Annotated in this window: 28 protein-coding genes and 1 riboswitch; of the genes, 12 read left to right on the plus strand and 16 right to left on the minus strand. The window is 69.4% G+C overall.

What is annotated here, in order from left to right:
- Positions 1-2: 2 nt before the first annotated feature.
- Positions 3-905, minus strand: a complete 903-nt coding sequence (locus ACLJQ7_RS28775) for a serine hydrolase (RefSeq protein WP_410651279.1) — start codon at positions 903-905, stop codon at positions 3-5.
- On the minus strand, positions 902-2293 hold the full coding sequence (locus ACLJQ7_RS28780) for a serine hydrolase domain-containing protein (protein ID WP_410651280.1): 1392 nt from the start codon (positions 2291-2293) through the stop codon (positions 902-904). The genes ACLJQ7_RS28775 and ACLJQ7_RS28780 overlap by 4 nt, the downstream gene beginning before the upstream one ends.
- Positions 2294-2747: 454 nt before the next feature.
- Between ACLJQ7_RS28780 and ACLJQ7_RS28785 the strand changes: the two genes are divergently transcribed.
- Positions 2748-3641 (plus strand): LysR substrate-binding domain-containing protein, encoded by an 894-nt coding sequence (locus ACLJQ7_RS28785; RefSeq protein ID WP_410651281.1) that lies wholly within the window; start codon positions 2748-2750, stop codon positions 3639-3641.
- A 95-nt stretch (positions 3642-3736) separates the two neighbouring features.
- Here the strand turns inward: ACLJQ7_RS28785 and ACLJQ7_RS28790 are convergent, their stop codons facing one another.
- The 7 genes from ACLJQ7_RS28790 to ACLJQ7_RS28820 form a co-directional block, all read right to left on the minus strand.
- Positions 3737-4042 carry a hypothetical protein gene (locus tag ACLJQ7_RS28790; RefSeq protein ID WP_410651282.1) on the minus strand — a complete coding sequence of 102 codons (306 nt, stop codon included), beginning with the start codon at positions 4040-4042 and terminating at the stop codon, positions 3737-3739.
- A gap of 21 nt (positions 4043-4063) precedes the next feature.
- Complete coding sequence (locus ACLJQ7_RS28795; protein WP_410651283.1) at positions 4064-4747, minus strand: hypothetical protein; 684 nt, start codon at positions 4745-4747, stop codon at positions 4064-4066.
- Positions 4744-5556 (minus strand): ATP-binding cassette domain-containing protein, encoded by an 813-nt coding sequence (locus ACLJQ7_RS28800; protein WP_410651284.1) that lies wholly within the window; start codon positions 5554-5556, stop codon positions 4744-4746. The genes ACLJQ7_RS28795 and ACLJQ7_RS28800 overlap by 4 nt, the downstream gene beginning before the upstream one ends.
- The gene (locus tag ACLJQ7_RS28805) at positions 5553-5885 is read right to left on the minus strand and encodes a PadR family transcriptional regulator (RefSeq protein WP_410651285.1); all 333 of its coding nucleotides are present in this window, start codon (positions 5883-5885) and stop codon (positions 5553-5555) included. The genes ACLJQ7_RS28800 and ACLJQ7_RS28805 overlap by 4 nt, the downstream gene beginning before the upstream one ends.
- 155 nt (positions 5886-6040) lie before the next feature.
- Positions 6041-6784: a DJ-1/PfpI family protein gene (locus ACLJQ7_RS28810; protein ID WP_410651286.1), complete on the minus strand. Its 744-nt coding sequence runs from the start codon at positions 6782-6784 to the stop codon at positions 6041-6043.
- Positions 6785-6803: 19 nt separating this feature from the next.
- Positions 6804-7784 (minus strand): GlxA family transcriptional regulator, encoded by a 981-nt coding sequence (locus ACLJQ7_RS28815; protein ID WP_410651356.1) that lies wholly within the window; start codon positions 7782-7784, stop codon positions 6804-6806.
- A 415-nt stretch (positions 7785-8199) separates the two neighbouring features.
- Entirely contained in the window at positions 8200-8619 is a 420-nt protein-coding gene (locus tag ACLJQ7_RS28820) for a MarR family winged helix-turn-helix transcriptional regulator (protein WP_410651287.1), read from the minus strand.
- A 57-nt stretch (positions 8620-8676) separates the two neighbouring features.
- Here ACLJQ7_RS28820 and ACLJQ7_RS28825 point away from each other — a divergent pair, with 57 nt between their 5' ends.
- Together ACLJQ7_RS28825 and ACLJQ7_RS28830 are read left to right on the plus strand one after the other, a co-directional pair.
- The gene (locus tag ACLJQ7_RS28825; RefSeq protein WP_410651288.1) at positions 8677-9201 is read left to right on the plus strand and encodes a DUF6790 family protein; all 525 of its coding nucleotides are present in this window, start codon (positions 8677-8679) and stop codon (positions 9199-9201) included.
- Positions 9202-9223: 22 nt separating this feature from the next.
- Positions 9224-9859 carry a TMEM175 family protein gene (locus tag ACLJQ7_RS28830; RefSeq protein ID WP_410651289.1) on the plus strand — a complete coding sequence of 212 codons (636 nt, stop codon included), beginning with the start codon at positions 9224-9226 and terminating at the stop codon, positions 9857-9859.
- A 19-nt stretch (positions 9860-9878) separates the two neighbouring features.
- On the opposite strand, the gene ACLJQ7_RS28835 is transcribed toward ACLJQ7_RS28830, so the two are convergent.
- Positions 9879-10622 carry a class I SAM-dependent methyltransferase gene (locus tag ACLJQ7_RS28835; RefSeq protein ID WP_410651290.1) on the minus strand — a complete coding sequence of 248 codons (744 nt, stop codon included), beginning with the start codon at positions 10620-10622 and terminating at the stop codon, positions 9879-9881.
- 57 nt (positions 10623-10679) lie between these two features.
- Positions 10680-10795, plus strand: a riboswitch (cobalamin riboswitch).
- Positions 10796-10878: 83 nt separating this feature from the next.
- Here ACLJQ7_RS28835 and ACLJQ7_RS28840 point away from each other — a divergent pair.
- From ACLJQ7_RS28840 to ACLJQ7_RS28855, 4 genes are read left to right on the plus strand one after another with little or no spacing between them, the layout of a single operon-like run.
- Positions 10879-12387, plus strand: a complete 1509-nt coding sequence (locus tag ACLJQ7_RS28840; RefSeq protein WP_410651291.1) for an ABC transporter substrate-binding protein — start codon at positions 10879-10881, stop codon at positions 12385-12387.
- A gap of 1 nt (position 12388) precedes the next feature.
- Entirely contained in the window at positions 12389-13330 is a 942-nt protein-coding gene (locus ACLJQ7_RS28845) for an ABC transporter permease (RefSeq protein ID WP_410651292.1), read from the plus strand.
- Positions 13324-14109, plus strand: a complete 786-nt coding sequence (locus ACLJQ7_RS28850; protein WP_410651293.1) for an ABC transporter permease — start codon at positions 13324-13326, stop codon at positions 14107-14109. The genes ACLJQ7_RS28845 and ACLJQ7_RS28850 overlap by 7 nt, the downstream gene beginning before the upstream one ends.
- Positions 14106-15494: an ABC transporter ATP-binding protein gene (locus tag ACLJQ7_RS28855; RefSeq protein ID WP_410651294.1), complete on the plus strand. Its 1389-nt coding sequence runs from the start codon at positions 14106-14108 to the stop codon at positions 15492-15494. The genes ACLJQ7_RS28850 and ACLJQ7_RS28855 overlap by 4 nt, the downstream gene beginning before the upstream one ends.
- 135 nt (positions 15495-15629) lie before the next feature.
- On the opposite strand, the gene ACLJQ7_RS28860 is transcribed toward ACLJQ7_RS28855, so the two are convergent.
- From ACLJQ7_RS28860 to ACLJQ7_RS28875, 4 genes are all read right to left on the minus strand, one after another.
- On the minus strand, positions 15630-16052 hold the full coding sequence (locus ACLJQ7_RS28860) for a hypothetical protein (protein ID WP_410651295.1): 423 nt from the start codon (positions 16050-16052) through the stop codon (positions 15630-15632).
- A gap of 12 nt (positions 16053-16064) precedes the next feature.
- Positions 16065-18044 (minus strand): amino acid transporter, encoded by a 1980-nt coding sequence (locus ACLJQ7_RS28865; protein ID WP_410651296.1) that lies wholly within the window; start codon positions 18042-18044, stop codon positions 16065-16067.
- Positions 18045-18188: 144 nt separating this feature from the next.
- Positions 18189-18752, minus strand: a complete 564-nt coding sequence (locus tag ACLJQ7_RS28870) for a PadR family transcriptional regulator (protein WP_410651297.1) — start codon at positions 18750-18752, stop codon at positions 18189-18191.
- A gap of 5 nt (positions 18753-18757) precedes the next feature.
- The gene (locus tag ACLJQ7_RS28875; RefSeq protein WP_410651298.1) at positions 18758-19147 is read right to left on the minus strand and encodes a VOC family protein; all 390 of its coding nucleotides are present in this window, start codon (positions 19145-19147) and stop codon (positions 18758-18760) included.
- A 180-nt stretch (positions 19148-19327) separates the two neighbouring features.
- On the opposite strand from ACLJQ7_RS28875, the gene ACLJQ7_RS28880 reads away from it, so the two are divergent.
- Together ACLJQ7_RS28880 and ACLJQ7_RS28885 are read left to right on the plus strand one after the other, a co-directional pair.
- Positions 19328-20299 carry an anti-sigma factor RsbA family regulatory protein gene (locus ACLJQ7_RS28880; RefSeq protein ID WP_410651299.1) on the plus strand — a complete coding sequence of 324 codons (972 nt, stop codon included), beginning with the start codon at positions 19328-19330 and terminating at the stop codon, positions 20297-20299.
- Between the two features lie 231 nt (positions 20300-20530).
- Positions 20531-21115 (plus strand): winged helix-turn-helix transcriptional regulator, encoded by a 585-nt coding sequence (locus tag ACLJQ7_RS28885; protein ID WP_410651300.1) that lies wholly within the window; start codon positions 20531-20533, stop codon positions 21113-21115.
- 75 nt (positions 21116-21190) lie between these two features.
- On the opposite strand, the gene ACLJQ7_RS28890 is transcribed toward ACLJQ7_RS28885, so the two are convergent.
- Positions 21191-21448 carry a hypothetical protein gene (locus ACLJQ7_RS28890; RefSeq protein ID WP_410651301.1) on the minus strand — a complete coding sequence of 86 codons (258 nt, stop codon included), beginning with the start codon at positions 21446-21448 and terminating at the stop codon, positions 21191-21193.
- A gap of 228 nt (positions 21449-21676) precedes the next feature.
- On the opposite strand from ACLJQ7_RS28890, the gene ACLJQ7_RS28895 reads away from it, so the two are divergent.
- From ACLJQ7_RS28895 to ACLJQ7_RS28905, 3 genes are all read left to right on the plus strand, one after another.
- Complete coding sequence (locus ACLJQ7_RS28895) at positions 21677-22357, plus strand: response regulator (protein WP_410651302.1); 681 nt, start codon at positions 21677-21679, stop codon at positions 22355-22357.
- The gene (locus ACLJQ7_RS28900; protein ID WP_410651303.1) at positions 22354-23742 is read left to right on the plus strand and encodes a sensor histidine kinase; all 1389 of its coding nucleotides are present in this window, start codon (positions 22354-22356) and stop codon (positions 23740-23742) included. The genes ACLJQ7_RS28895 and ACLJQ7_RS28900 overlap by 4 nt, the downstream gene beginning before the upstream one ends.
- A gap of 97 nt (positions 23743-23839) precedes the next feature.
- A complete protein-coding gene (locus ACLJQ7_RS28905) occupies positions 23840-24043 on the plus strand; it encodes a hypothetical protein (protein ID WP_410651304.1) in 204 nt (67 codons plus the stop codon).
- Positions 24044-24064: 21 nt separating this feature from the next.
- Here ACLJQ7_RS28905 and ACLJQ7_RS28910 read toward each other — a convergent pair whose 3' ends face one another.
- Entirely contained in the window at positions 24065-25102 is a 1038-nt protein-coding gene (locus ACLJQ7_RS28910; protein ID WP_410651305.1) for an ion channel, read from the minus strand.
- Positions 25103-25358 lie beyond the last annotated feature (256 nt).

The following is a 25358-nucleotide window of genomic DNA, read 5'->3' on the forward strand; positions in this document are numbered from 1 at the left end:
TCCTACGATTCGACGGAAAGTGCGCGAAGGTGATCCACGGCGAGGCGCGCCGCCGTGCCGATCGAGGCGTCGACCGCGGGCAGGCGGTCGGCGAGGGATTCGGCGCGGGTGAACACCGCGACGGCGTACCGGCGACCGTCCACATCGGACACGACACCCGCTTCGTTGCGGACGGCGGGCAGCGTCCCCGTCTTGGCGGCGATCGCGACCCCGGCGGGAAATCCGGACGACATCCGGTGCGGCCAGATCTGCCGCGCCATGATCTTCCGCACGCGTTCGCAGGCGGCCGGGTCGCCCGCGCGGTCGGTCCAGATCGCGTCCAGCAGCGCGGTGATCTCCCGGGGCGTCGACGACGTCGTGCGTTCGGGATCGAGCACCGAGAGCTTCCACAGCTGTTCGGGCGTGGCGGCGGCGAAGACGGCTTCCAGATCGTCGTCCGGTTTCGCGCCGAGATCGGCGATCACCGAGGCGAAGAGGTCCTCGCAGCAGCCGACCAAGCGCGTCCTGGCGAGCCCGAGGTCGGCGAGCACGCGGTCGACGGCCTCCTGCCCGACGCGGTGGTAGACCAGGTCGGTCGCGGCGTTGTCGCTCATCGTCAGCATGAAATGGGCCAGGTCACGCCAGCTCATCTCGACGTCGTCCGCACAGCCCGCGGTGCCGATCCCCCCGATCCGGTACCGGGCGGTGACCAGGGTCCGCTCGGTCTCGTCCAGCCGCCCGGCCACCACTTCCCTGGCGTAGGCGAGGGCGACCGGGATCTTGAACACCGACGCGAGCACGACCGGATCGTCCGCGCCCACGGCGACCTCGCGACCGTCGGAGACGCCGACCTCCCGCGCGTGCACGAATCCGCGTGCCCCGGCGGCCGCGAAGACCGCCTCGATCTCGCCGGCGATCCGGCTCACCGGCTCACCCGCCGGTCGGCGCGCCCGGTGTGGAGGTACAGCGCCCGGCCGTTGCCGTCGTCGCCGACGAACGCGTGCGGCAAGTGCAGGCCCGGGTGCGTCTTGTAGTTCGCGACGAGGGTGTCGTCCTTGTAGGCCAGCAACTCCGTCTTCTCGGCTCCTCCGCCCGTGTCGGCCATCACCCCCTTGGGCACACGCTCGATCCACAGCTTGCCGTCGTCGTCCTGGCTGACCACGGTGTCGGCCACCCGCGACGAGTACTCGCCGACGTACCGGGACGGGTCGGCCGGGGCCGCCGCCGCGTTCGGCTCCGGCAGGGCGGGGACCTCGACGCCGGCGAGGTCGCCGAGCACCTTCCGGAAGATGTCCGCGTACAGGTGGAGCGGCTGGCCTCCGTTGGTCAGCAGCGCGACCGCGACGTTGCGGCCCGGGACCACCCGCAGGAAGGCCGATTGGCCGATGGTGCCGCCGTCGTGGCCCATCACCGGGCCGCCGGGCCAGTCGAAGAGCATCCAGCCCAAGCCCCACGCCCCGCCCATCAGGCCGAGGTCGGGCAGCTCGACCTGGCGCTCCCACATCGATCGCACCGTCTCCGGCCGGAGCACCTGGGTGCCGTCGTCCGCGCGCCCCTCGGACAGGTGCATCCTCGCGAAGGTCAGCAGATCGCGCGGACGCATCGAGAGCGTCGATCCGGCCGGGGCGTTCGACCGCGCCAGCGCCCACACCCCGGCGGGCCGCGGCTCGTCGTCCGGCGCCGGCGCGAGGTGGCCGATCGCGGCGCGGTACCGGATCGCGTCGTACGGCCCGGCGGCCGCGTGCGTCAGCCCCAGCGGGGCGAAGAGATGGTCACGCAGGCAGTCGTCGTAGGACTTGCCCCGCAGCACCTCGATGACGCGGCCGAGCACGCAGTAGGCGGCGTTGTTGTAGGAGAACATCTCCCCCGGCGGGAACAACTGGGGCACGTCCGACAGCGTCGCGACCAGCTTCTCCACGCAGTCGTCGCCGACGCCGGTGTCGGTGAAGATGTCGCCTTCGAAACCGGACGTGTGGCAGGTCAGCTGCCGGACGGTGATCCGCGACGCCGCGTCGTCGTCGGCGAGGACGAACTCCGGCAGGTAGCTCCGGACCGGCTTGTCGAGGTCGAGGAGGCCTTCCTCGACGAGCTGCATCGCCAGCGTCGTCGTCCACACCTTCGTGATCGAGCCGATCTGGAACACCGAATCCACTGTGGACTCGACACCGGTGTCCCTGTTCAGCACGCCCGCCGCGTGATCGATCACCTCGCCGCCGGCCAAGACCGCGACGGCCGCGCCGGGAACCCCGTGTTCGGCCAGCAGAGCGGAAAGGTTCTCTTCCAACCAGGCGTCGATCTCGGAAAGTTTCGCCATGTTCCACCTCGTGTCAGGGAAAGCGTCGGCCGCGGTTTCCGGATGCTATGCCGGTGACCGGCGTCACCGATTCGTGCGGAACGACGAGAGCGACGGAAAAGTTCATCCGGGCCTACGAATCGATCGCTTCCCACTCCTCGCTGAAGTACCTGAAGGCCCCCTTCCTGTACTCGGCAAGGGGTGAAGGTCGAGTTTCCTCGGCTGAGCCGAGGGAAGGGGGCCTTCACGCGCAGCCGCTGGGGCTCCGAAGCAGGTGGGGCGCCTGTGGCGATCATCGGAGTCCGTGAAGGCCTCCTTGAGGGACCCTGGGTCCCTCAAGGAGGCCTTCACGGACAGGGTTGCCGAAATTGATAAATACTGTTTATCAATAGACCGCAACTAAGTCTTTGTCATCGATGATTCCGCTTCGTACCGTGGACGGATCGGCGGCAGAGGCAACGGAGGGAGGCGTCTCATGGAACTTCGTCACCTGCGCTACTTCGTCACCGTCGCCGAGACCTGTCACTTCGGCCGCGCGGCCGAGCGGCTGCACGTCGCCCAGCCCGCGCTCTCGCACACCATCCGGCAGCTGGAGGAGGAGCTCGGCGTCGTCCTGCTGGCCCGGACGACCCGGCAGGTCCGCGTGACACCGGCGGGTGAGTTCTTCCTGGCCGAAGCCCGGCGCGTCCTGGCGGGGCTGGACGTGGGAGTCCGCGGGGTCCGCCGGATCGGCGAGGGCAAGCGGGGCCTGCTCCGGGTCGGGTTCACCGGCACCGCCGCGTTCTCCCATCTGCCGCGGCTGGCCAGGGCGCTCGCCCAGCGGGTGCCGGACGTGGAGCTGGAGATCCGCGCCGATCTCCTCACCGCCGAGCAGTGCGAGCGCCTGCGCACGGGAAGGCTGGGAATCGGGGTGCTCCGCCCGCCGGTCACCGGGGACGACATCGGCTTCCGGGTGATCGAGTGCGAACCGCTGGTCCTCGCCGTCCCCGCCGACCACCGGCTGGCCGCCGAACCTGTCGTCGCGATGGCGGATCTGCGGTCCGAACCGCTCGTGACCTACGACCGGCGCAACTCCGTCGTGTACGACGCCGTCGCCCGCAGTTTCCGGGAGGCCGGGCTGACGCCCCATCAGCTGCACGAGGCCTCCGGGACCGCGGTCCTGCTGGCGCTGGTCGCCGGCGGACTGGGGGTCGGCGTGGTGCCCGCCTCGGCCAGGGCGCTGCCGCTGGCCGGTGTCGTGTTCCGCGACCTCGCCGGAGCGGCGGCCGTGGAGCTGGCACTGGCGTGGCACCGCGAGACCCGGTCCCCGCTCGTCACGACCGTCCTCGACGCGCTCGAGGACGTCTTCCCTACCACCGAAAGCACCTGATGAAGATCACGCGAGTCGAGGCGATCCCGTTCGCCATCCCGTACCGGAAACCACTGGCGACGCACCCGTCCAAGGTCGGGGCCGGCGGCTGAGGATCAGGCCTTTCTCTTCGCGAAGAGAGGTCCCTTCGAAACGATCGTCCCGATACCGAAGCCCAGCACCGTGAGCCCGAAGGAACAAAGCAGAAAGCCGCCGATCTTCGCCTCCGTGTCGGTGTCCGGGCTGCGCGCCGAGTTCGAGGAACGGGCGACCACGGTGTCCGGATCGGCGATCGCGTCGACCCCTGTGCAGAACAAGGCGATCGAAGCGAGGATCAGGAAAATGCCGCCGGCGATGCGCTTGCCGGTCCGGCGCGGTGGAGCGGCGCCCGGAGTGTCCTCAGTGGAGTTGGACTCTGACATGGGCCGCAACCTATCAGCCGTCTAGACGAAGGTGAGGTGAGAACGGCGACGCAGGCGGAACCCCGACGCGAGGGCGACCGCGCCGAGCAGGAGCACGAACGCCGCCACGCCGTGCGCGACACCCCGGGTCAGGTAACCGATGTCCGTGTGGTCGATGGCATAGGTGCCGATCTCACGGCTCGACCAGAACGGCAGCAAGCGCGCGATCAGGCTCGACGGATCGGCCATCATCTGGAGACCGACGACCGCCAGCAGCACGAGCGTGCCTTCGAGTTCCCTGGGCAGCACGGCACTGAGCAAGAGCCCGAACGGCGCCGAAACGGCGACCGTCAGCACCATGACCACGGCGACCGAGCCGTACCGGACGTCGTGCTGGTCGACGAGGATCAGCGCGAAGTACGGCGCGGACAAAAGGAATCCGACCGTCCACAGTGCACTCAAGCGACCGAGGTACAGGTCGCGGGAGCGGTAGCCCGAAAGCCGCAGCCGGGGCTCCATGGCCCGGCTCGCGCTGCCCGCGAACAGGGCCGCGGTGCTCAGCGCCCAGCCGAGGCCGAGGCAGACGAACCGGATCGACTGGCCGAGGTGGTCACCGCGCCTGCTCAGGTAGAACACCAGCGGCAGCAGTAGGAGGATCAGCAGGACCGACCGACGCCGCAGCAGTTCGCGCAGCGCCATCTCGGCGACCGTCAAAATCTTCTTCACGCGACAGCCTTCCTGGCCGGGGAAAGTTCGAGCACGGTGTCGACGCGGTCCAGCTGGTTCAGCAGGTGGGTCACCACCACAATCGCCTTGCCCGCCTCGCGCCATTGCCAGACCTGGTGCCAGAAGTCGAGGTAGGTGCCCCTGTCGAAACCCTGGTAGGGCTCGTCGAGCAGGAGCACGTCCGGATCACCGAGCCCGGCGAGCACGAGGTTCAGCTTCTGCCTTGTCCCACCGGAAAGGTGCCGGGCCTGCGTGCCACGGCCGGGCGTCCAGTCCAGTGCCGCGGCACGGGCCGCGCCGATCCGTGCCGACTCGTCGCGAGCCATCCCGCGCCCGGCGCCGATCAGCACGAAATGCTCACCCGCGTCGAGGAAATCCGCCGTGCCACCGTCCTGCGGGCAGTAGCCGAGCGCACCGCGCACGCGGACCTCGCCCTTGTCCGCGCCGGTGATCCCGGCGCAGATGCTCAGGAACGTGCTCTTGCCACAGCCGTTCGCCCCGATCACCGCGGCGATCTCACCCGAACGCACCGAGAGGTCGACGCCGTCAAGCACCGTCCGCCGACCGTATTTCTTAGTGATCCCCCTGGCTTCCAGCAGCACCTTGCCCGGACGACGCCGGGGACGTCCCACGCTGTCGGCCACGGCCGAGGCGTACGCGGCGGGCGGCCCGAACACCCGCACCGGGTCTCCGCCGCTTTCCCGCAGATGCACGGCCGCCTCCGCGACCACCTGCCGCGCCGCGTCCCCGCCGACGCCCCGGCGCCGCAGTTCGTGCGTCAGCGCGGAAAGCCAACCGTCGTGGCTCATCTTCCCTCCCGCAAGATCGAGGCCACCCCGGCGGCGAACTCCTGCCAGTCGGAGGTGGCGTGCCGCAGTGTTTCCCGGCCTTCCGCGGTGATCCGGTAGTACTTGCGCGCGGGCCCGGCCGTCCCTTCCCGCCAGCTCGCGGTGACCAGGCCGAACCGCTGCAACCGCAGCAGCACCGGATACAGCGTGCCGCCCTGGATGGGGCCAAGGCCGGCGGCGTCGAGTGACTGGGCCAGCTCGTAGCCGTAGGACTCGCGCTCGGCGACCAGCGCCAGCACGCACGGCGCCAGCACGCCCTTCAGCCACTGGCCTCGCCGGTCCTGGTCCACGCGGAGCAATGTAGCAGTCCTACCTAGATAGCGCTAAGACCTAGCCCGACACTGTGATCACAGGCGTATCTCGCGTGATTGAAGCCGTAACTCACGCGCCGGGCCGAGTTACGCCTACGATCACGTGAGTTACGCGGTCCGGTGGAGGTGGCGGATTACTCCTGGGACTCGGCGAGCAGTTTCAGGGCGAGCGCCTTGAGTTCCGGGCTCGCCTTCGCGGCGTCGCCCGAATCGAACGGCGGCCGCGGGTCGTATTCGACGGCGAGCTGGATACCGCGGGCGATCCGCTCACCGGCTAGTAAGGACGCGAGGTGAAGCGCGAGGTCGATACCGGCGGACACCCCCGCCGCGGTGACGACCTTGCCGACCTGGACGTACCGGTCGGCCACGTAGCGCACGCCGAAGGTCTTCTCCAGGTAGTCCGCCGAGGCCCAGTACGTGGTGGCCCGTTCGCGGAGCAGCCCTGCCGCGCCGAGGATCAGGCTTCCCGTGCACACCGACGTGGTCCAGGTCGTGTGCCGGTGAACACGCCGGATCCAGTCGAGCAGGACCGGGTTCTCCATGGCGGCGACCGTGCCGCGGTTGCCCGCGCCCGGGACCAGGAGCACGTCCAGGCGGTTCACCTCGGCCACCGAACGTTCCGCCACCACGGCGACATCCCGCGTGTCCGTGCGCACCGGGCCGCGGTGCTCGGCGATCATCGTCACCGTCGCGCCGGGAAGGCGGGACAACACCTCGGCCGGACCGGTCGGATCCAGCAGGCTGAAGCCGTCGTAGAGCAGGATGCCGATCTTCAAGCCTTGTGTCTCCGCCTGGGCCGTTCCGGTGCCGAGGCCGAACGCCGCGGCCGCCGCGGCACCGGCCAGTACTGTCCTGCGCGTGGTCTTCGCACTGTTCATGCCCCGGATTCTGGGGCGGTCAGCGGACGATCGGGCGTGGCATGTCCGGCATCCTGCGAACCTTGTCCCCGGACAGCCCGTAGTGCCGGCGGAACGCCGTGCGCAGGGTTTCCGCCGAGGCGAACCCGCATTGCCGGGCGACCGCGGAGAGCGGTAACGCGGTGGACCGCACCAGGTGGGCCGCCGCTTCGGTCCGCACCGTCCGCACGGTCCTGGCCGGGGTGCTGCCCAGCTGGGCGGTGAACAAGCGGGTGAGGTGCCTGGTGGTGACCCCGGCACGCGCCGCCAGCGCCGGTGGGCTGAGGTCTTCGCTGAGATGCGCGGCGATGTAGCCCAGCAGATCCAGCACGACCCGGTTGCTCGGCGGCGGGGCGGCCAGGAATGTGCTGATCTGCGCCTGGTCGGCCGGGCGGTGCAGATAGGTCACCAGTTCACGGGCGACCTCGCGGGCCAGCGTCGGACCGTGGTCGTCCTCGATCAGCGCGAGGGTGAGATCCAGCGCGCTGATCACCCCGGCCGAGGTGAAGACGTTCCCGTCACGAATGTAGAGCGGGGCGGGATCCACCGTGACGGCGGGAAAGCTCGCGGCGAGCAGCTCGCTGTATCCCCAGTGCGTGGTGACCCGCCGGTCGTCGAGCAATCCGGCGGCAGCCAGCACGAAGGTGCCCGTGCACACCGAGGCGACCCGGCGGCTTCGTTCGGCCAGCCGCCGCACCTGGGTCAGCAGCCGGTCGTCCTTGGCGGCCGCCTCCGTTCCCGCGCCGCCGACCACGAGCATCGTGTCCATCCGCCCGGACACTTCGGCCAGCCGCCGGACACCGGCGAGCAGGATCCCCGACGAACTCCGCGTCGTCCGCCCGTGCACCGTGGCCAGTTCGACGACGTAGGGCGGCGCTGCGCCGTGCGAGTTCGCGATCTCCAGCGCCCCGCTGGGACAGGCGACATCGAGTATCTGTGCGTCGTCGAACGCGACGATCACCACTCGGCGTACCGAGTCCATTCCAGTCCCCACACGGAGAATCTACCCGGGTTCTCCGGTCCCGGGCGGGCTTTCCCCATGCCGGACACCGCGCAGTGGCCACAGTGGACACTAGACCCGGTCGCCGAGGGGAAAGCCGGTTCCAGCGAGGAGCGAGCCGGACCACCGACGTTGCGAAAGCCACTTTCACAACCTTCGACGTTACGAAAGTGGCTTTCGCAACGTCTGCGAGCTCCGGGTCCGGCCCAGCGCATAGTGAACACAAGACCCGGTCACCGAGGAAGACCCCGTTCCAACGAGGAGCGAGCCAGACCACCGACGTTGCGAAAGCCACTTTCACAACCTTCGACGTTGCGAAAGTGGCTTTCACAACATCTGCGAGCTCGGGTCCGGCCCACCGGAGAGACCCTGATGGCGCTGAAAAACGCGGTAGGGCTCAGTCCGCCGCGAGGATTTCGGCCAGCCGAAGAGTGTCCTGGAGATAACGCTCGTAAGGAAAGCCTGCCGCGACGAGCCCCTCGCGCAACTCGTCGTAAAGCGGCTTTCCCGCGCCATGGAAGGCTTTCCGGCCGGGATCGGTGAGCCGGACCAGCCGGCGCCGCGCGTGTTCGGGGTCGACGGTGATCCGCACCAGCCCGTCCGCTTCGAGCGGCCGCAATGCCCGGCTGATCGCCGGATCGGAGACCGACATCGCCTGAGCGAGCCGGTGCTGCGTCGTCGGCTCGATCTCCTCGAGCGTGCCAAGAAGCCGTATCTGGCTGTAGGTCAAACCATCGGAGTCGTCAGCGCGCCGCCGGGCCGCTTCGCCCAACAACCCGACCACCCGGTGCAGCAAGTCCGCTAGTCCGTCGTCCACGAAACTCACCATACCAGAGTGTTGACGAGTTAATATTAACAAGGTAAGACTGAAGCCATGAACACTTACTCCTATCTCGCCCAATCCGCCTTCCCGCTGGTCTGGATCGTCGTGCCCGCCGTCGGAGCCTTCCTCCGCACTCGCCAGGTGACCTCACCCCAGGAGCGACTCGAAATCTGGCAGCGCTGGTGGGCCATCGGCGCCTTCGGCTGCGGCAGCTTGTGGATGACGATCGCCTTTCTCGCCTTCCCGGACGTCATGGCCACGGCGATCGGCTTCGACCGGACGCCGTTCATGTTCGAGATCGCCTTCGCGAACCTCGCGCTGGCCGTGATGGGCTTCCGGGCAGCCTCGGCGTCCGCACGCGAACGCATCACCATCGGCATCGGCGGCGGGATGTTCCTCTGGGGAGCCGCGATCGGCCACGTCTACCAGTGGTTCGCGGGCGGTGACCACTCCCCCGGCAACACCGGCGGAGTCCTCATCACCGACATCCTGATCCCGGCGGTCATGATCATCCTCGCCGTGCGATCCCGGCGGCTCGCGCCCGCGCCTCGGCCCGCCGCGGAACTCGCCGCCTGAGCCCGCGGGAGCTGTCCTCATCATGACTACGACACAGACCGACCACACGGCCGGAAAGGCCGCCGCCGAGCGGCTCAGCATCTTCGTCGACGCGGTGATCGCGATCGCGCTCACCTTGCTGGCGCTGGATCTCCCGATCCCCCACGGCGACACCACCGGCGCCATGCTGAGCTCGATCTCGGACCACGGCAAGGAATACTTCGCCTTCGCGCTCGGCTTCGTGGTGATCGCCGCCCACTGGCGCGCGCACCACGAGATCTTCCCCTACGTCCGCTCGCTGAGCGGCCGCTTGATCAGCCTCACCCTGGTCTGGCTGTTCATGCAGGTCCTGATGCCGTTCGCGACGCGGGTCATCACCGCCGAGGGCGCCTTCCCGCTCCGGTTCAGCCTGTACGCGGTGGTGCAGGTGCTGGCCTCCGCGTCGTTCGCGCTGATCATCAGGGAGATCCGGCGCGAACACCTGTACGGGACCGACGGGCCGCCCCGGGTGTTCGCCCAAAGCCTGACGCGCAGCGTCTGCCTGGCCGCGGTGTTCGGGATCTCCGTTCCCGTCTCGTTCCTGACGAACGGCGCCGTCGCCTACCTGTGCTGGCTCGCGGCGCCTGTCGCGCTCGCCGTCGCCCGCCGCGTCCAGGACCGCGGGCCGTCCGGCACCTGAGCAGCCCGGCCGGGGCGGCTCAGCGCAGCGCCGTCAGGACGTAGTCGTCGCCGGACTGCCACACCGGGGCCACCTCCGTGAAACCGGCCTTCCGGAGCAGCCTGGTGTGTTCCTGCGGGCTCAGCCGGTTGCCGTAGCCGGTGGAGATGCCGCGCAACTCGTCGGCCGTGAACCGCTCCCGCAGTGCGGGATCGGCGGCGACCGCGGCCCACCAGGCCTTCCATTCCTCGTTGGCGCCGACCCCGGCACGAGCCGCCCGCCGGTTCTTGACCACCTCGGCGAGGTCTCGGATGGCCGGTTGCTCGTCGTAGAGGTGGTCGCCGTTGACGAGCGCTCCGCCCGCCCTCAGCGCTCCGGCGAGGTCACGGTAGACCTCGGCGAGCCGCTCGGGACGCAGCCAGTGCAACGCGGTCGTCGAGACGGCGGCGTCGACCGGCCCCCACTTCAGCCAGCCGCTCTCGGCGAGGTCGGCCTGGAGGTAGTCGATGTCCGCCTCCCGCGGCCGGGTGGCCTTGGCGAGGGCGAGCAGGAACGGGTCGTTGTCGACGCCGACGACCCGCGCGTGCGGCAGCCGGCCGGCGAGCCTCGTGGCCAGCGAACCCGGGCCGCAGCCGAGGTCCAGCACCAGCGGCTGGGCGACGTCACGGCATACGTGCTCGACGACGTCGATCAGGACGGCGAAGCGTTCTTCGCGGTCGGCGACGTAGCGTTCCTGCTGGATGTCCCACCGGCGCACCCAGTCCGCCGCGAGCTTTTCGTCCACCGGCTCTCCTTCGTGATCTTGATCCTGTGTAGCACACCCCCGTCATGGGTTACCGTGTGCGCCACAACGCAAGAAGGTGCCCGTCGGGGGAAGCCGGTGAAAATCCGGCGCTGACCCGCAACCGTGATCGGCCGCACGCCGAGAGCCGGACTGCCCGCCGGGTACCGCCAGCCCCAACTGTCGTGGAGTACGGAGCGGGGTCCCGTTCACGTGCGGCCGCGCGCCCGGGACAGTGCTCGATGTCCCGGAGGTTCCTATGACGCGTCATCCGCTCACCCGTCGGCGGCTCCTCGCCCTGGCCGCTCTCACGCCGTTGGCCGCGTGCGGGACCGCGTCTTCGGACACGGGCCGGTTGAGGGTCGCGTTCGCCGCGGGCGGTTCGAAGGAGACCCTCGACCCGGCCCAGGTCTCCCTTTTCGTCGACCAGGCGCGGGCCAAGGCGCTCTTCGACACGTTGGTCGCCTACAACGCCGACACCTCGTTGCGGCCGCGGCTGGCCGAATCCTGGGAGAGCGACGGTTCCGGCACACGCTGGCGGATACGGCTGCGGCGGGCGGCCTTCCACGACGGCCGTCCGGTCACGGCGGACGACGTGCTCTACACCTTCCGACGGATCGCCGATCCCGCACTGGCGTCCTCGTCACGGCAGTACTTCGCGAAGGTGGACTTCGGCCGCAGCAAAGCGGTGTCCCCCACCGAGGTCGAGCTGACGCTGACCGCTCCCGACTTCGAGTTCCCGTCGGGCTGGGGCGCTCCCGGCGCGGAGATCGTGCCGGCCGGCACGACTGACTTCACGGCACCGATCGGCTCCGGCCCGTTCCGTTTCGTCTCGTTCACCCCCGGCGGCCCGGCGGTTTTCCGCGGGAACGAGTCCCATTGGGACGGCGCGCCGGGCATCGACGAGCTGGAATTCGTCCCGGTCAACGAGGAAGCCACCCGCGTCAACGCCTTGCTGTCCGGGCAGGTCGACTACGCCCACGACCTCGCGGCCGGTACCGCCGCTCGCTTGGCCGGTGACGGACGCGTCTCGCTGCTCGAAGCCAGGGGAACGACGATGCAGGGCATGATCCTGCGCGTGACGCGGCCGCCGTTCGCCGATCCGAGACTGGTGCGCGCCGTACTGTCCGGAGTGGACAGAGAGGCGCTGAACCGCGTCGCGCTGGCCGGACGCGGCGAGATCGGCAACGACCTGTTCGGCAAGGGACTCCGCGGGTACGCCACCGGCATCCCCCAGCGCGGCCGCGATGTGGAGGCGGCCCGCTCGCTCGTCCGGGAGGCGGGTGCGGAGGGGCTGGCCTTCGCCGTCGAAACCAGCGACGTCGATCCGGGTTTCGCCACCGCGGCCACCCTGATTTCCCGGCAGCTCGGGGAAATCGGGCTGAAGGTCACCCCGAACACGCGCGCGTCGAGCACCTATTTCAGCGAGATCAAGACCAAGGGGGTCGCCGCGCTGACCCGCACGGCGACCCTGCCGGTGCCGACGTTCCTCAACCAGCGCTTCCGGACCGGCGGTTCCAACAACGTCAACGGTTTCACGTCGCCGGAGTTCGACGCCCTCATGGACCGGGCCGCGGCCACCGCGGACGAGGGTGCCCGGCTGACGCTGTTCGGTGATGCCCAGCGGATCGTGCACGAATCCGGGGGTCTGCTCGCCTGGGGGTTCAGCACCTGGACGATCGGCGTGTCGAAACGGGTGTCCGGCTTGGTGACCGCGCCGCCGAACACCTTCGACTGGGCGAGGTTCGACCGCGCCCGGCTCTCCTGACGTGCCGGGTTACGCCGCCCGGCGGCTGGGTTTCGCCGTTCTCCAGGCGATGTTCGTGCTGGTCGCGACGTTCGCCGTGACCGCGTTGCTCCCCGGCGACGCGGCGTCGGTCGTGCTCGGTGAGCAGGCCACCGACGAGCAGGTGGCGACCGTGCGCCACCGGCTCGGCCTCGACCAGCCGATCCTCGACCGGTTCGGGCACTGGCTTTCCGGGCTGGTCACCGGGGATCTCGGCCGGTCGCTCGTGACCGGCGCCCCGGTGACCGAGGAGATCACCCGCCGCTTCGCCGCCACCGCCGTGCTCGCCGGGGTGACCCTGCTCGTTCTCGTACCGCTCGCGCTGGGCATCGGGGTGACCTGCGGGCTGCGCGAAGGGTCACGGATCGACCGGGTGCTCACCGCGGTCACGCTGTTCCTGCACGCGATCCCCGAATTCGTCCTCGGTCTGCTGCTGGTCGCCGGATTCGCCGTCTACACCGGATTGCTCCCGGCGACCGCGGCCGGGACCGAGCCGGCCACGCACCCCGAAGTGCTCGTGCTGCCGGTGATCGTGCTGGTCGCCCGCCAGCTGTCCGACGTCGCCCGGCAGCTCCGGATCGGGATCGCCGAGCAGACCCGGGGCCAGGTGGCCGGCCATCTGCGCCTGCTCGGCCTGCCCGAACGCACCGTGGTGCTGCGGCATCTCCTGCCCGCCGCCGCGGCACCCGCCGTGCAGCAACTCGCCCGCGCCGTCGAAGGGCTGCTGACCGGCACGGTGATCGTCGAATCCCTGTTCGCGATCACCGGACTCGGCACGGGTTTCGTCGAGGCCGTGCAGAACCGGGACATCCCACAGGTGCAGGGATACGTGCTGATGTTCGCCGGCGTGGTGGTGCTCGGCAACCTCGTCGCGGATCTCGTCGCGCATCGGCTCACGCCACAGCGGGAGCCGGTCACGTGGTGAAGCGGACGTTCGGGTGGTCCCTGCTCGCGGTGCCGCTGGTGCTCGCGATGGCCGGGCCGATGATCGCGGGCCCCGTGGAATCCGTCGGGGCGCCGTGGCAGGCGCCGGACGCCGCTCATCCACTCGGCACCGACGTCCTCGGCCGCGACGCGCTCACGGTGATCCTCGCGGGCGGGTTCCCCGTGATCGGCATGACGGCCGCCGCGCTCGGGCTCGCCTATCTGATCGGGGTGCCGCTCGGTCTCGTCGCGGCCGGGCGCGGACGGCTGGCCGACGAAACCGTGATGCGGTCCCTCGATCTGGTACTGGCCTTCCCGTCGCTGCTGGTGCTCATGGTGCTCGCCGCGACCGGACATCGCGGGCCTGGCGTGCTCATCCCCGTCGTCGCTGTCCTCCAGCTGCCCGCGATCACCCGCGTGGTGCGGGCCGCCGCTTTGGCGCCTGGCTGCCGCACCGCGGTGGAAGCCCTTACCCTGCAAGGGCAACCGTGGTGGCGCGTCCAGCTCGGGTACGTCGCCCGGCACCTCGCCGGCCCCGTCGCGACCGACGCCGGCACCCGGCTCGGCGTGGTGATCTACCTGCTGGCGTCGGCGAACTTCCTCGGCCTCGGCCTGCCCGCCGACTCCCCGGACTGGGCCGTGGTCATCGAACGCAACAGCGAAGCCCTCTACACCTCGCCCACGGTGGTCCTCGTTCCCGCCGCACTGCTGATGGCGTTGTGCGTCGGCACGAACCTCGTCACCGACCGTCTCCTCGCCGCCCGGCGGGTGATCTCGTGACCGTCCTGGAGATCAACGGCCTGTCCGCCCGCGCCGGGGAAACCGTTCTGCTCGACGACGTCTCACTGTCCCTCGAACCGGGCCGGGTCCTCGTCGTGCTCGGCGCTTCCGGCACGGGAAAGACCACCTTGGGGCTCGCCGCGACCGGACAGGCCCGGCCGGGGATCACGCTGTCCGGCTCGGTGGAGCTGGCGGGGTCTCCGCTGCTGGGCCGGACCGCTTCCGAACTGCGACCGGCCCGGGCCGGCGTCGTCGGCCACCTGCCGCAGCAACCGTCCGCGGTACTGGATCCGGTCCGCCGCTGCGGGCCGGTGCTGGCCGAACTCGCCGCCCTCCGCCACCGCGGCCGTGCCGCACGGTTGGCGGCGGCCCGCACCGCGCTGGCGGAATCGGGACTCGACCAGGCTTTGTGGCGCCGGTTCCCGCACCAGTTGTCCGGCGGGCAGCAGCAGCGCATGGCCCTCGCCACCACACTCGTGAACCGGCCGCGGGTGCTGGTCCTCGACGAACCGACCAGTGGTCTCGACGCGGCGAACAGGGCCGTGCTCGCCGCCCGGCTCACGGAGCTTTCCCAGGCCGGGACGGCGTTGCTGATCCTGACCCACGACCTCATGCTGGCCCGTGCCGTGGACGGCGACGTCGCCGAACTCCGCGATCACCGCTTGGTTCCGTCCCCGGCGGTCCCCGAACCCGTGCGCATCGATGGCCCGCCGCCCCCGTCGCCGTCCTCGCCGGTGCTCGTCGTTCGCGGGCTCGCCGTGCGCGCCGGACGGACGACGCTCGTCGAGGACTTCGACCTGGAGCTGGCGGCGGGCAGCCGGACCACACTCGCCGGTGCCTCGGGCGCGGGCAAGACGACGGTCGCCCGCGCCCTCGCCGGTTTGACGCCGCCGAGCGCGGGCACGATCGAAATCGACGGCGTCCGGCTTCCGCGCCTCGCCCGTCGTCGCACTCGCGCGCAACTGCGAGCGGTCCAGTACGTCCACCAGGACAGCCGCGCGTCCTTCGACGAGTTCCGTGACGTGCTCGACCAGGTGGCCGACACCGCCCGTCTCCTTCGCGGCCTCAGCCGCGCGGACGCCCTGTTCGAAGCGACGGAAACCCTGCGCTCCCTCGGTATCGAAGCGGCCGACCGCCGTCCCGGCCTGCTCTCCGGCGGCCAGCTCCAGCGCTGCGCCGTGGCCCGCGCGCTCCTCGCCCAACCCAAAGTGCTGATCTGCGACGAAGTGACCTCCGCGCTCGACGCGGCCAACCGCACGCGGCTGCTGGATGTCCTCGCCACGGCGGTGGAACGGCATGGCACCGCGCTGCTCATGATCAGCCACGACGACGCATCGGCTCCGCTGACGATCACGATGAGAGCGACGCAGCGGTCACCGAAGTGACTCACCCACCGCGCCACCGACGTTGCGAAAGCCACTTTCCCAACACTGAACGTTGCGAAAGTGGCTTTCGCAACACGTCACGTCCGCCTCAAGCCGCGCCAAGCGTCCTATATGGACACAAAGGCGTTCTCCTGCTCAGCGATATCCCGGCACTTTCTCCCGGCGTGACCGGAAAGCCCAGCCCACGAGGCCGGGATTCCCCGGGAGCGACCACTCACCGCCAGGCCATTCGACGGCCGCCGGGCGCCAGCCGAGCAAGGTCTTCCTGAAGACCAGCTCGACCTCCCCCTCGACCAGTGCTCGCATCAACGCCGCGAACTCCTCGACGTCTTCCGACGAATCCACTTCGAACGCGTCCAGGTCGTCGAGGAACAGTTCCCCGACGCTCCCCGCCATGCGCAGCAGCAGGCACGGCGCGCCCGGAACGGCGGATTCGACCCGGACGACCGTCTCGGCGTCGCCTTGGTCGACGCTGACCGAGACCGCCCCGCTCTCCATCAGCCGCCGGTACGCGGTGCGCAGTGAGTCCACTAATCGGTCGGCTGCGGGCAGGCTCATCGTCGTCCTTCGTCAGCCGACGTGGATCCCCGGCCGGAGTGCCGGATCGCGTTCACTGGTTCGGATGATCTCGCGGACGACCGGGGCGGTGTCGCCGCGGCCGAGGATCAGGTAGCGGAACAGATGCCCGAGCGGATTGCCCTCGCTCCACTCGAAATGGCATTGGGGCCGCACACCGGTGGTGTCGCGCAGGGCGAGCAGGATGGCCGCGATCGCGTTCGGGGCGGCGGGGCTTTCCGCGCGCAGCACCCGGAATCCCTCGATCTCGACCCCGCGGACCTTCAGCACGTCGCTGAAGCCGGAGGGGTCGATGACGTCGATTTCGAGGAACAGGACGTCGGCGGCGCCCGGTACCGGGTTCAGGCCGCGCTGTTCGGCTTCCTTCGCCCGGTATTCGTCGGCGTCGCCGGCCTGACGCCGGTTCGCGATGATGGTGAGCTCGCCGTCGTGCGCGATCGAATCGGTGACGAACCGGCGGGCGGGCTCGTCGAATTCGATGTGGTCCACCCGCAGTTCCGTGGTGCGGGTGACCCGCGAGATCAGCGACACCACGATGATCCCGAGGATGAAGAACGCGGAAATGGTGAGCCCGTCGGGCTTCTCGATGACGTTCTCCACCAAGGCGTAGATCAGGATCAGGGTCAGCACGGCGAACGCGATCGCCGCCTTCCGCTGCCGCTTCTTCGCCGCGGAGATGGCCACCGCGACCGAAGCCGACACCATCATCGCGAGGATCCCGGTGGCGTACGCCCCGGCCTGGGCGTTGACGTCGGCGTTGAAGATGACGGTGACCAGGACGCAGATCGCGGTGTAGACCAGCACCACCGGCCGGACCGCCCGCGCCCAGTCCGGCGCCATCCCGTACGCGGGCAGGTAGCGCGGCACGATGTTGATCAACCCGGCCATCGCCGACGCCCCGGCGAACCACAGGATCAGGATGCTGCTGATGTCATACGCCGTGCCGACCCAATCGCCCAGCAACTCGTGCGCGAGATACGCCAGCGCGCGGCCGTTCGCCTCTCCGCCCGGCTTGAACTTCTCGGCCGGGATCAGGACCGTGGTGACGAAACTGGTCGCGATCAGGTACACCGACATGATCAGCGCGGCGGCGGTGAGCAGTTTGCGCGTGTTGCGGATCCGGTTCGCCAGCCGCTGCTCGGCGTTCTCGCCCTTGGCCGCCACCAGCGGCATCATGCTCACACCGGTCTCGAAACCCGACAAACCGAGAACCAGCAAGGGAAACGCCAGGATCGCCGGGCCGATGACGCCGCCGAATCCGCCTCCTCCGGAGGTGAGCGCGTCCAGCCAGCGATCGAACGCGACAGGTTCGGCGATCACCTCGCCGATCCCGGCGACCACGACCACCGCGTTGAGCAGCAGGAAGATCGCGACCAGCGGGATCGCGACACCGACCGCCTCGCTGAACCCGAGCAGGAACACCCCGCCGAGGATCAGCAACAGGACGACCGTGATCAGTACCTCATGCCCGTGCAGGAACGACGGGGCGATCGGATTCTCCAGCGCGTGCACCGTGGCGTCCGCCGACGACAGCGTGATCGTGATGATCCACGACGTCGCGACGAAACCCAGTAGCACCAGAACGAAGATCTTGCCGCGCCAGAACGGCAACAGGTTCTCCAGCATCGCGACCGAACCCTGACCGTGCGGGCTCTCCGTCGCCACCCGCCGGTACATCGGCAGCATGCCCAGCAACGTCAGCGCGACGATCAGCAACGTCGCCAGCGGCGACAGCGCACCCGCCGCCAGCGCGGCGATCCCGGGCAGATACGACAACGTGGAGAAGTAGTCCACGCCGGTGAGGCACATGACCTTCCACCACGACTGCGGAGTGGTGTGCTCTTCGTGACTCTCCGGTCCCACCGGCTGGACCCGGTGCTCCATCAGCCACCGGCCGACCCTGCCCGACGGCGCCGCCTGCCGGACCGGGCTCTCCACCCGCTCCGGGACAGCATGTTCCGGCACCTCGGTCATCCCGTGTCCTCCCCGAATCGCACGTACGCCTCCCGCGAGGCGAACCTGGCCGCACACCGACGCGGACACTAACGATCCGGCGCCAGGAATCACCGCCCCGGCCGTAAAGAAAACGTAAGTGTCGGAAAGGCTCCAGGCCGTGTCCTAGTCCTCACCCGCCATCCGGAAGGCGCCTTCCTCCAGGCGCTCGATCAGCCGGTCCGTCCATTCGACGCGATGCCCGGCGGTGTGCAGCCACAGCCCCACGACCTCGCCTACCGGTCCCCAGCCGTCGAGGTCGGCGTCCGGCGGCAGGTGCGCGGTGATGCCCGCCTGCCACTGCCGCATCGCCTCGGCGCGTTGCCTGAGCAGCCCGATCGCCTCGACGCGGGACAGGTCCTCGATGAGGCCCACCGCGGCGGCGAGCATGTCCAGCCGCGGATCTCGACTGGCGAGTGCCTTGCGGAGCAACGTGAAGTAGCTCTGCTCGCCCTTCGAGGTGATCTCGTATTCCATGCGCGGCGGCCCGCCGGCCTCACTGGGGACGGTCTCGTGGAGAACGAGCAAATCCTGTCCGGTCATGGCCTTGAGCGCGTGATACACCGAACCCGAGGTCGCCGTCGCCCACTCGTGCGCGCCCCACGACTCCAGGTCGGAACGAACCTGGTAGCCATGGGCGCGGCCACGCCGCCGGACCGCGCCCAAGACCAGCATGCGAACCGTGGACACGGGGATCAGCCGGGTTTGTTCGTGCTGAGCCACCACAACGTCCCGAACGGGTCGACGAAGCCGCCCATCCGGCTGCCGTCGTCCTGTGCCGTGATCGGCATGGCCGGCCTCGCGCCCGCCTCGACCGCCCGCGCGAAGACGTCTTCGGGATCCGGCACGGTGGCCCACAGCTGGACGTGCACCGGACCCTGCGGAGACTCCAGGCAGCGCATCCCTCCGGCCCCGGAGTCGGCGAAGAACACCACCCCGGTCCCGATCCGTGCCTCGGCGTGCACCATCCGTTCCGGATCCTCCGGCAGCGGAATCACGTTCGACACCTCGGCCTTGAACGCGCCTTCCAGGAACCGCCTGTAGGCCCTGGCGCTGTCCACCATCACATAGGGCGTAACCGACATCGCCGACATCACCGTCTCCCCACTAGCCAAATTTAGCTACGAAAGCAGGTTAGCTCAGGTAGCCAAATTTGGCTACCTGTCCTGGAGGCCAACGCCCGGACTCGCGGGTCGATTAGACTGTCGACGAGAAACAAGAGCCGAGGAGTACATAATTCCGCCGAACGAGGGCATCCGGTCACGGTGAATCCGACCGCCGCGGCCGCGGGCACCGACCCTTTCGTCCACCCCGCGCTGTTCTACCGCGGGCAGGACGGCTACCTGGCGGGCACGCTTCCCTTCATCCGGCAGGGCCTGGACGGCGGCGAACCGGTCGCGGTCTCGGTGCCGGGCCCCAACCTGGAACTGCTGCGGACCGCGCTGGGCCAGGACGCCGAGCGGGTACGGCTGCTGGACATGACCGAGGAAGGCCGCAATCCCGGCCGGATCATCCCCGGCGTCCTCCGGGCGTTCGCCGACGCACATCCCGCTCGACGCGTCCGCATCATCGGCGAACCCATCTGGGCCGAGCGATCGGAGCTCGAATATCCGGCGTGCGCCCAGCACGAGGCCTTGATCAATCTGGCGTTCACCGGCCGGGAAGTCACCATCCTCTGCCCCTACGACGTCACCCGCCTCGACGTCCGCGCGCTGACCGACGCCGAAGCCACCCACCCACTCCTGATCGACTCGACCGGTGAGCGCGACAGCGCCGGCTACGACCCCGACCGCATCATCACCGGCTACAACACCTCACTGCCGGAGCCGGCCCCGACCGAACCCGCCGCGTACCTCACTCTCGACGCCGTCACCGGAGACGCCGTCTCCCTGGCCGGAGCCCGTGCGATGGCCCGCGGTCAGGCACAGCGGGCCGGCCTCTCCGACGATCGAGTGGGAGACGTCCAACTCGTGGTCGCCGAACTTCTCGCCAACAGCGTGGACCACGGCGGCGGGCAAGGACGGCTCAGCGTCTGGCCGGAGCCCGGCCTGCTGGTCTGCGAAGTCCGCGACACCGGCCACCTGACCGATCCGCTGGCCGGGCGGCGGCCCGCCTCCGCGGGACAGCTACGCGGCCGCGGGCTCCTGCTGATCAACCACCTGGCCGACCTCGTACGCCTCCACACCGGGCCACAGGGCACCACCGTCCGCGCCTGCTTCAGCACCGCGCAGCGCTGACCGGCCAGGCCGGGCGGCACGAAGCCGGTGTCCCAGATGTGCGCGTCGGTGAGGGTCGATCGGGATCACTTCGCGGCCCGCGCGCACCAGGGAAATCGTCAGGCAGTCGTCAGGTTCACTCCCGTGCGGAACCGGAAGAATGACCGGAAGACGACCGCACGCGAGGAGAGTGATGAGCGTAGTGCCCCCGAGCGTGCCGCACCGGATCGCGCGCCTCGTCCAGGTGTTCTGATGCGCTACGAACAGCACTGCCCGATCGCACTGGCGGCCGAGGTGGTCGGCGAACCGTGGACCCTGCTGATCATCCGCGAACTGCTGCACGGCAGCACCACGCTCACGGACGTCGCGAGGGGAGTGCCGAGCATGTCCGGCGGGCTGCTGACCAAACGGCTCCGGAAGCTGGAGACCGCCGGTCTGGTCACCCTCCAGCCACCGGAGCGGCCACGGAGCGCGGAGTTGACCGAGGCGGGCCGCGAACTGTCGGCCGTCGTCGAAACACTCGGCGCCTGGGGCGCGCGCTGGTTGCCGCCGCCCCGGCACGGTGACCTCGATCCCGCCCTTCTCCTGCGTGACATCGCCCGCGGAATCGATCGCTCCGCCTTGCCCGCGAACGCCGTGGCGGTCCATTTCCGGTTCGCCGAGTCACCAGGGCCGCGCTGGTGGTGGCTCGTGCTCTCCCGAACCGTCGCGGCACCGACCGTCCACGATCCGCGGCTGCCGCAGGCGATGCGGATCGACTGCACCCTGGGCGCGCTGGCGCGGTCTGGCTCGGTCACACGGACTGGCTGGAAGCGCTGCGGGAGAAGGCCATCGTGATCACCGGGCCTCGTGGATCGGTGCGCGAGGCCATCGCCTGGCTCGGCACGAGCCGCTTCTCCGGCAACGGAAGACCTACCGAAGTCGGTGCACCGATGCCGTCCTCATAGGCCGTGGGCGCGCTGGAACCGCTTGGGGCGTCGAAGGTTCCGGTCGGTTCGCCCAGGAATCGAACAGCAGGACCAGCCCGGAGAAGACCACGCACGCGAGCGCGAGCGGCCACAATCCCTGAGTCGCCATCAGCAGGCCGACCAGCACAGCGGGAACGACGGCGAGCAGGCAGAAGGGATCCAGCCTGCCGAAGAAGGGACGTCGGCCATCACTCGGACTCATGACACTTCTCCTCTCCTCCCGGACCACTTACCCGCGGTCCCGCCGCTTCGGCACGCCGGATCGCGGAGAACGGCCAGTCCGGCAGGATCGTCCACTGTGGAGAGTCCCGGGGATGGGCCCTCGGGGTCCGCGACTTCGATTCACCCTGACACGACTACGGCCCGGTGCAACTGACGACTGCCTTACGATCGAGAGCGACGGTTCGAACACGGAAGGGAGGTACCGCCGGTGTCCACTCGTGTACTTCTCGTCGAAGACGACGCGATGATCAGCGAAGCCCTGAGCCTGGCGCTCGCCGATGAAGGTTTCGAAATCGAGTGCGCGGAGACCGGCGAGGACGGTCTCGAACTCCTCGAACGCGTCCAGTTCGACGTCGTCCTGCTCGACCTCATGCTGCCGGGCATCGACGGCCTGACGGTCTGCCGGTCCGTGCGCGATCGAGGCGCGCTGCCGATCATCGTGATCACCGCCCGCACCGACACCCAGGACGTCATCGCGGGCCTCGAAGCAGGCGCGGACGACTACGTCACCAAACCCCTGGTCGCCGGGGAACTCGCGGCACGGATCCGGGCACTGCTCCGCCGCGCCGCGCCGCCTCCCCCGTTCCGGTTCACCGTGGGCGGGCTCGAGATCCGGCCCGATGAGGAGAGTGTTCTTCGCGACGGGGCACCGGTTCACCTGACCCGCACCGAATTCCGTCTGCTGACCGAACTCACGTCGGGCGAGGGAAAGGTCGTCACCCGTGAGCAATTGCTGCAACGCGTATGGGGCCACGACTACTTCGGCGACACGAGACTCCTCGATGTCCACATCAGACGGTTGCGCCGCAAGATCGAACCGGACCCCGACAATCCGACGCTGGTGCTGACCGTGCGCGGACGCGGTTACCGAATCGCCTCCGGCTCATGACCCGCGCGGCGGCCCGCTCCGCGTCGCGCCGGCTTTCCCTGCGCTGGCGGGTCGCGGCCGCGTTCGGCCTCGGTCTCGCGCTGGTGATGACGGTGCTCGGTGTCGCGACCTGGAACCTGACCACCGGCTACATGCTCGACCAGCGCGAGCAGAGCACCGCCCGGCAATCCGAAGTCAACGTCGGCCTGGTCGACAAGGCATTGGCGGAACACTCGGACAATCTCGACGAACTGCTGACCGGGCTCGCCAGCAGCCCCGACTCGTCGATCCTGCTGTCACGACCGGACGGCTGGTTCACCAGCGGACGACAGATCCAGCCGGCGGCACTGCCCGCGAATCTCCTGGAGAGCGCGCGTAACGGCGTCACGGCACGGCAACGTTTCACCGCCGACGGCATCCCCGTGCTCGCGATCGCGACCCCGGTGGGCAGCGACCGCCGCATCTACGTCGAGCTGTATCCCTTGCTGGAACTCGATCGCACCTTCCGGTACCTCAGCTTCCTGCTGATCACCGGCACCGTCGTCGCCGCGCTGTTCGGAGTCGCTCTCGGCGCCTGGGCCACCAAACGAGCCCTTCGCCCGCTCGCCGCGCTCCGAGGAGCCGCTTCCCGCGTCGCACGAGGAGATCTGACCACACGGCTCCCCCACCAGAACGACCCCGACCTCGCCCCGCTGGCCACCAGCTTCAACACCACGACCGAGCAACTGGAACAACGGGTCCGCCGCGACAAACGCTTCGCCGCCGACGTCAGTCACGAGCTCCGCTCACCGCTCACCACGATGATCAACGTCACCGAGGTGATGGTCCGCAGGCAGGACGCCATGCCCGAAACGGCCCGCAAGGCCTTGGGGCTGCTCAGCTCGGAACTGCACCGCTTCCAGCGGATGGTGGTCGATCTGCTGGAGATATCCCGGGCCGATCAGGACGACACCGGAGACTCGGTCGAACTGGTGGATCTCGACGCCCTCGTGCGCAACGTCATCGGCAGCAGGAACGCCGCCGGAGTGCACGTCGAAACCGATCCCGAAACCCCACTCGTCTCCGCCGACCGCCGTCGTATCGACCGGGTCGTCACCAACCTGCTCGACAACGCCGACCGGTACGGCGAAGGCGCCGTCGCCGTGACCGTCCGCAGGAACGGCCATCGGGCGAGGATCGAAGTGGATGACGCCGGCAGCGGTGTCCCGCCCGCGCTGCGCGAACGCATCTTCGAACGCTTCGCGCGCGGTCTGCACGCCGGACGCCGCGACCGCGAAACCGGAAGCGGCCTCGGGCTGGCCATCGTCGCCGACCACGTCCACCGCCACGGTGGCACAGTGTGGGTCGAGGACCGGCCCGGCGGCGGTGCCCGCTTCGTCGTCGAACTCCCGGAGGCCACAGCGTGACCGCCCGCACTCCTCCGCCGCAAATGTCAGGCAGTCGTCAGGTTCACCCCCCGGCATCACCGACACAATGAAGGGAATCGTCGTAGGGGAGACGGACATGACCCGAACGGACGACATCACCGAAGAGGTTCGCGAGTGGCTCTCCCGCGAATTCGCGGCCTCCCTGCCGGAATCGGCCGTCGACGACATCGTGCGGTCGGCCCGCGCGGACCTCGACGGTCAGATCCGGCCCGACGCGATGGGCGAAATGCTGCACCGCCTGGCGCGATTCCGCGTGCTCCGGGTGCTGGGCGACCGATGAGCGGCGGCACAGCCCGCTGCATCAGCCGCCGAGGCCGCGCAGAGCCGTTTCGATCTCCGCGTCGGTGAGACGCCGGGGGCCGACGTAGTAGAGCACTGATCCGGCCGGGAGATCGCCGTCCCACGAAGGATTGACCACCAGGTCGTCGTCGGTCCGTGCGGCCAGCACCGTGGCACCGAAGGCGCGGCCCAGTGCCAGCCGGCATTTCTCGGTGCTCAGCCGCCCCAGCGACTTCGGCAGGCTGACCGAGTACGTCCCGGCCCCGCCCGCCGTCATCAGCTCGGAGTAGACCTCGGCGATTCCCGGGGAGGTCAGTTCTTCCGTGACCATCCGCGGCGTGTGCCACTGCACGCACTTGATCCGCGGGTCCACGTAACGGACCAGCTCGGACTTTTCCATGTCCCGCAACGTCACCACGACATGCGCCGACCGGTTCGCGTGGTCCACGGTCACCGCGACGGCCAAGGCCTCGTTGTCGTCCCCCATGTCGACCAGGACGGTGCCCGCCGCCCCGACCGCGGCCCGCGCGAGCACGTCGGCCGCGGTCGGCTCACCACGGACGAAGTCCACCGGCTGCGACGGCATGGGGTGAACCTGCACTTCGTCGCTCGCGCACAGGACGAGTCCCGTCACGCCGTCGGCGAGAAGTTGTGCGACGATGCGCTCGGTGCGGCCCGGCGTGTAGCCGATCAGGAGCGTGTGCCCGCTCGCCCGTACGGCTTCCATCCCCTGCATCCGCCGTCCCTTCGCCTGTTCGAGCCTGGAAGCGAGCTTGGTGAACACCGTGGTGAGCGTCGCGATCCCGCCGATGATGACATAGGCCCCGACGAAATGCCCCGCGGTGGTCTCCGGCGAGAAGTCGCCGTATCCGACCGTCGCGGCCGTGACCACGAAGTACCACCAGTAATTCCCCGCCTGGACGAGCTCGCTTCCCGCGGGTTCGGCCAGCACCATCAGCGGCCAGCTGGTCGCGAAGACGAAGACGACCACGACGACAGGAAGCATCCAGCCTTGCTGCAACACCCAGCGGGTCAGCAGCCGCGCCAAAACGAACGACACCCCCGCCTCCTCACCGGCCGCGACCGCGCGCTCACTCGAACCCGCTCCTGACCACAGATTCGGTTACCAGACCACACCGTTCTCCCCGGCGCAACGGGCGTGTCTGAAAAGGACTGTCCATTTGTGTGCCTTTCACCAGCGGCATCGCCTTGTGCCAGGCGGCGGGCTGTGTGGTGACCAACCTCGCCGTCCATGCCGTGCACACGACTGATCACCGGGCGATCCGCTACGGGAGATCAGGACGGCGCCTGGTTGA

It is taken from the genome of Amycolatopsis sp. cmx-4-54 (assembly GCF_046548895.1).
GTDB lineage: Bacteria > Actinomycetota > Actinomycetes > Mycobacteriales > Pseudonocardiaceae > Amycolatopsis.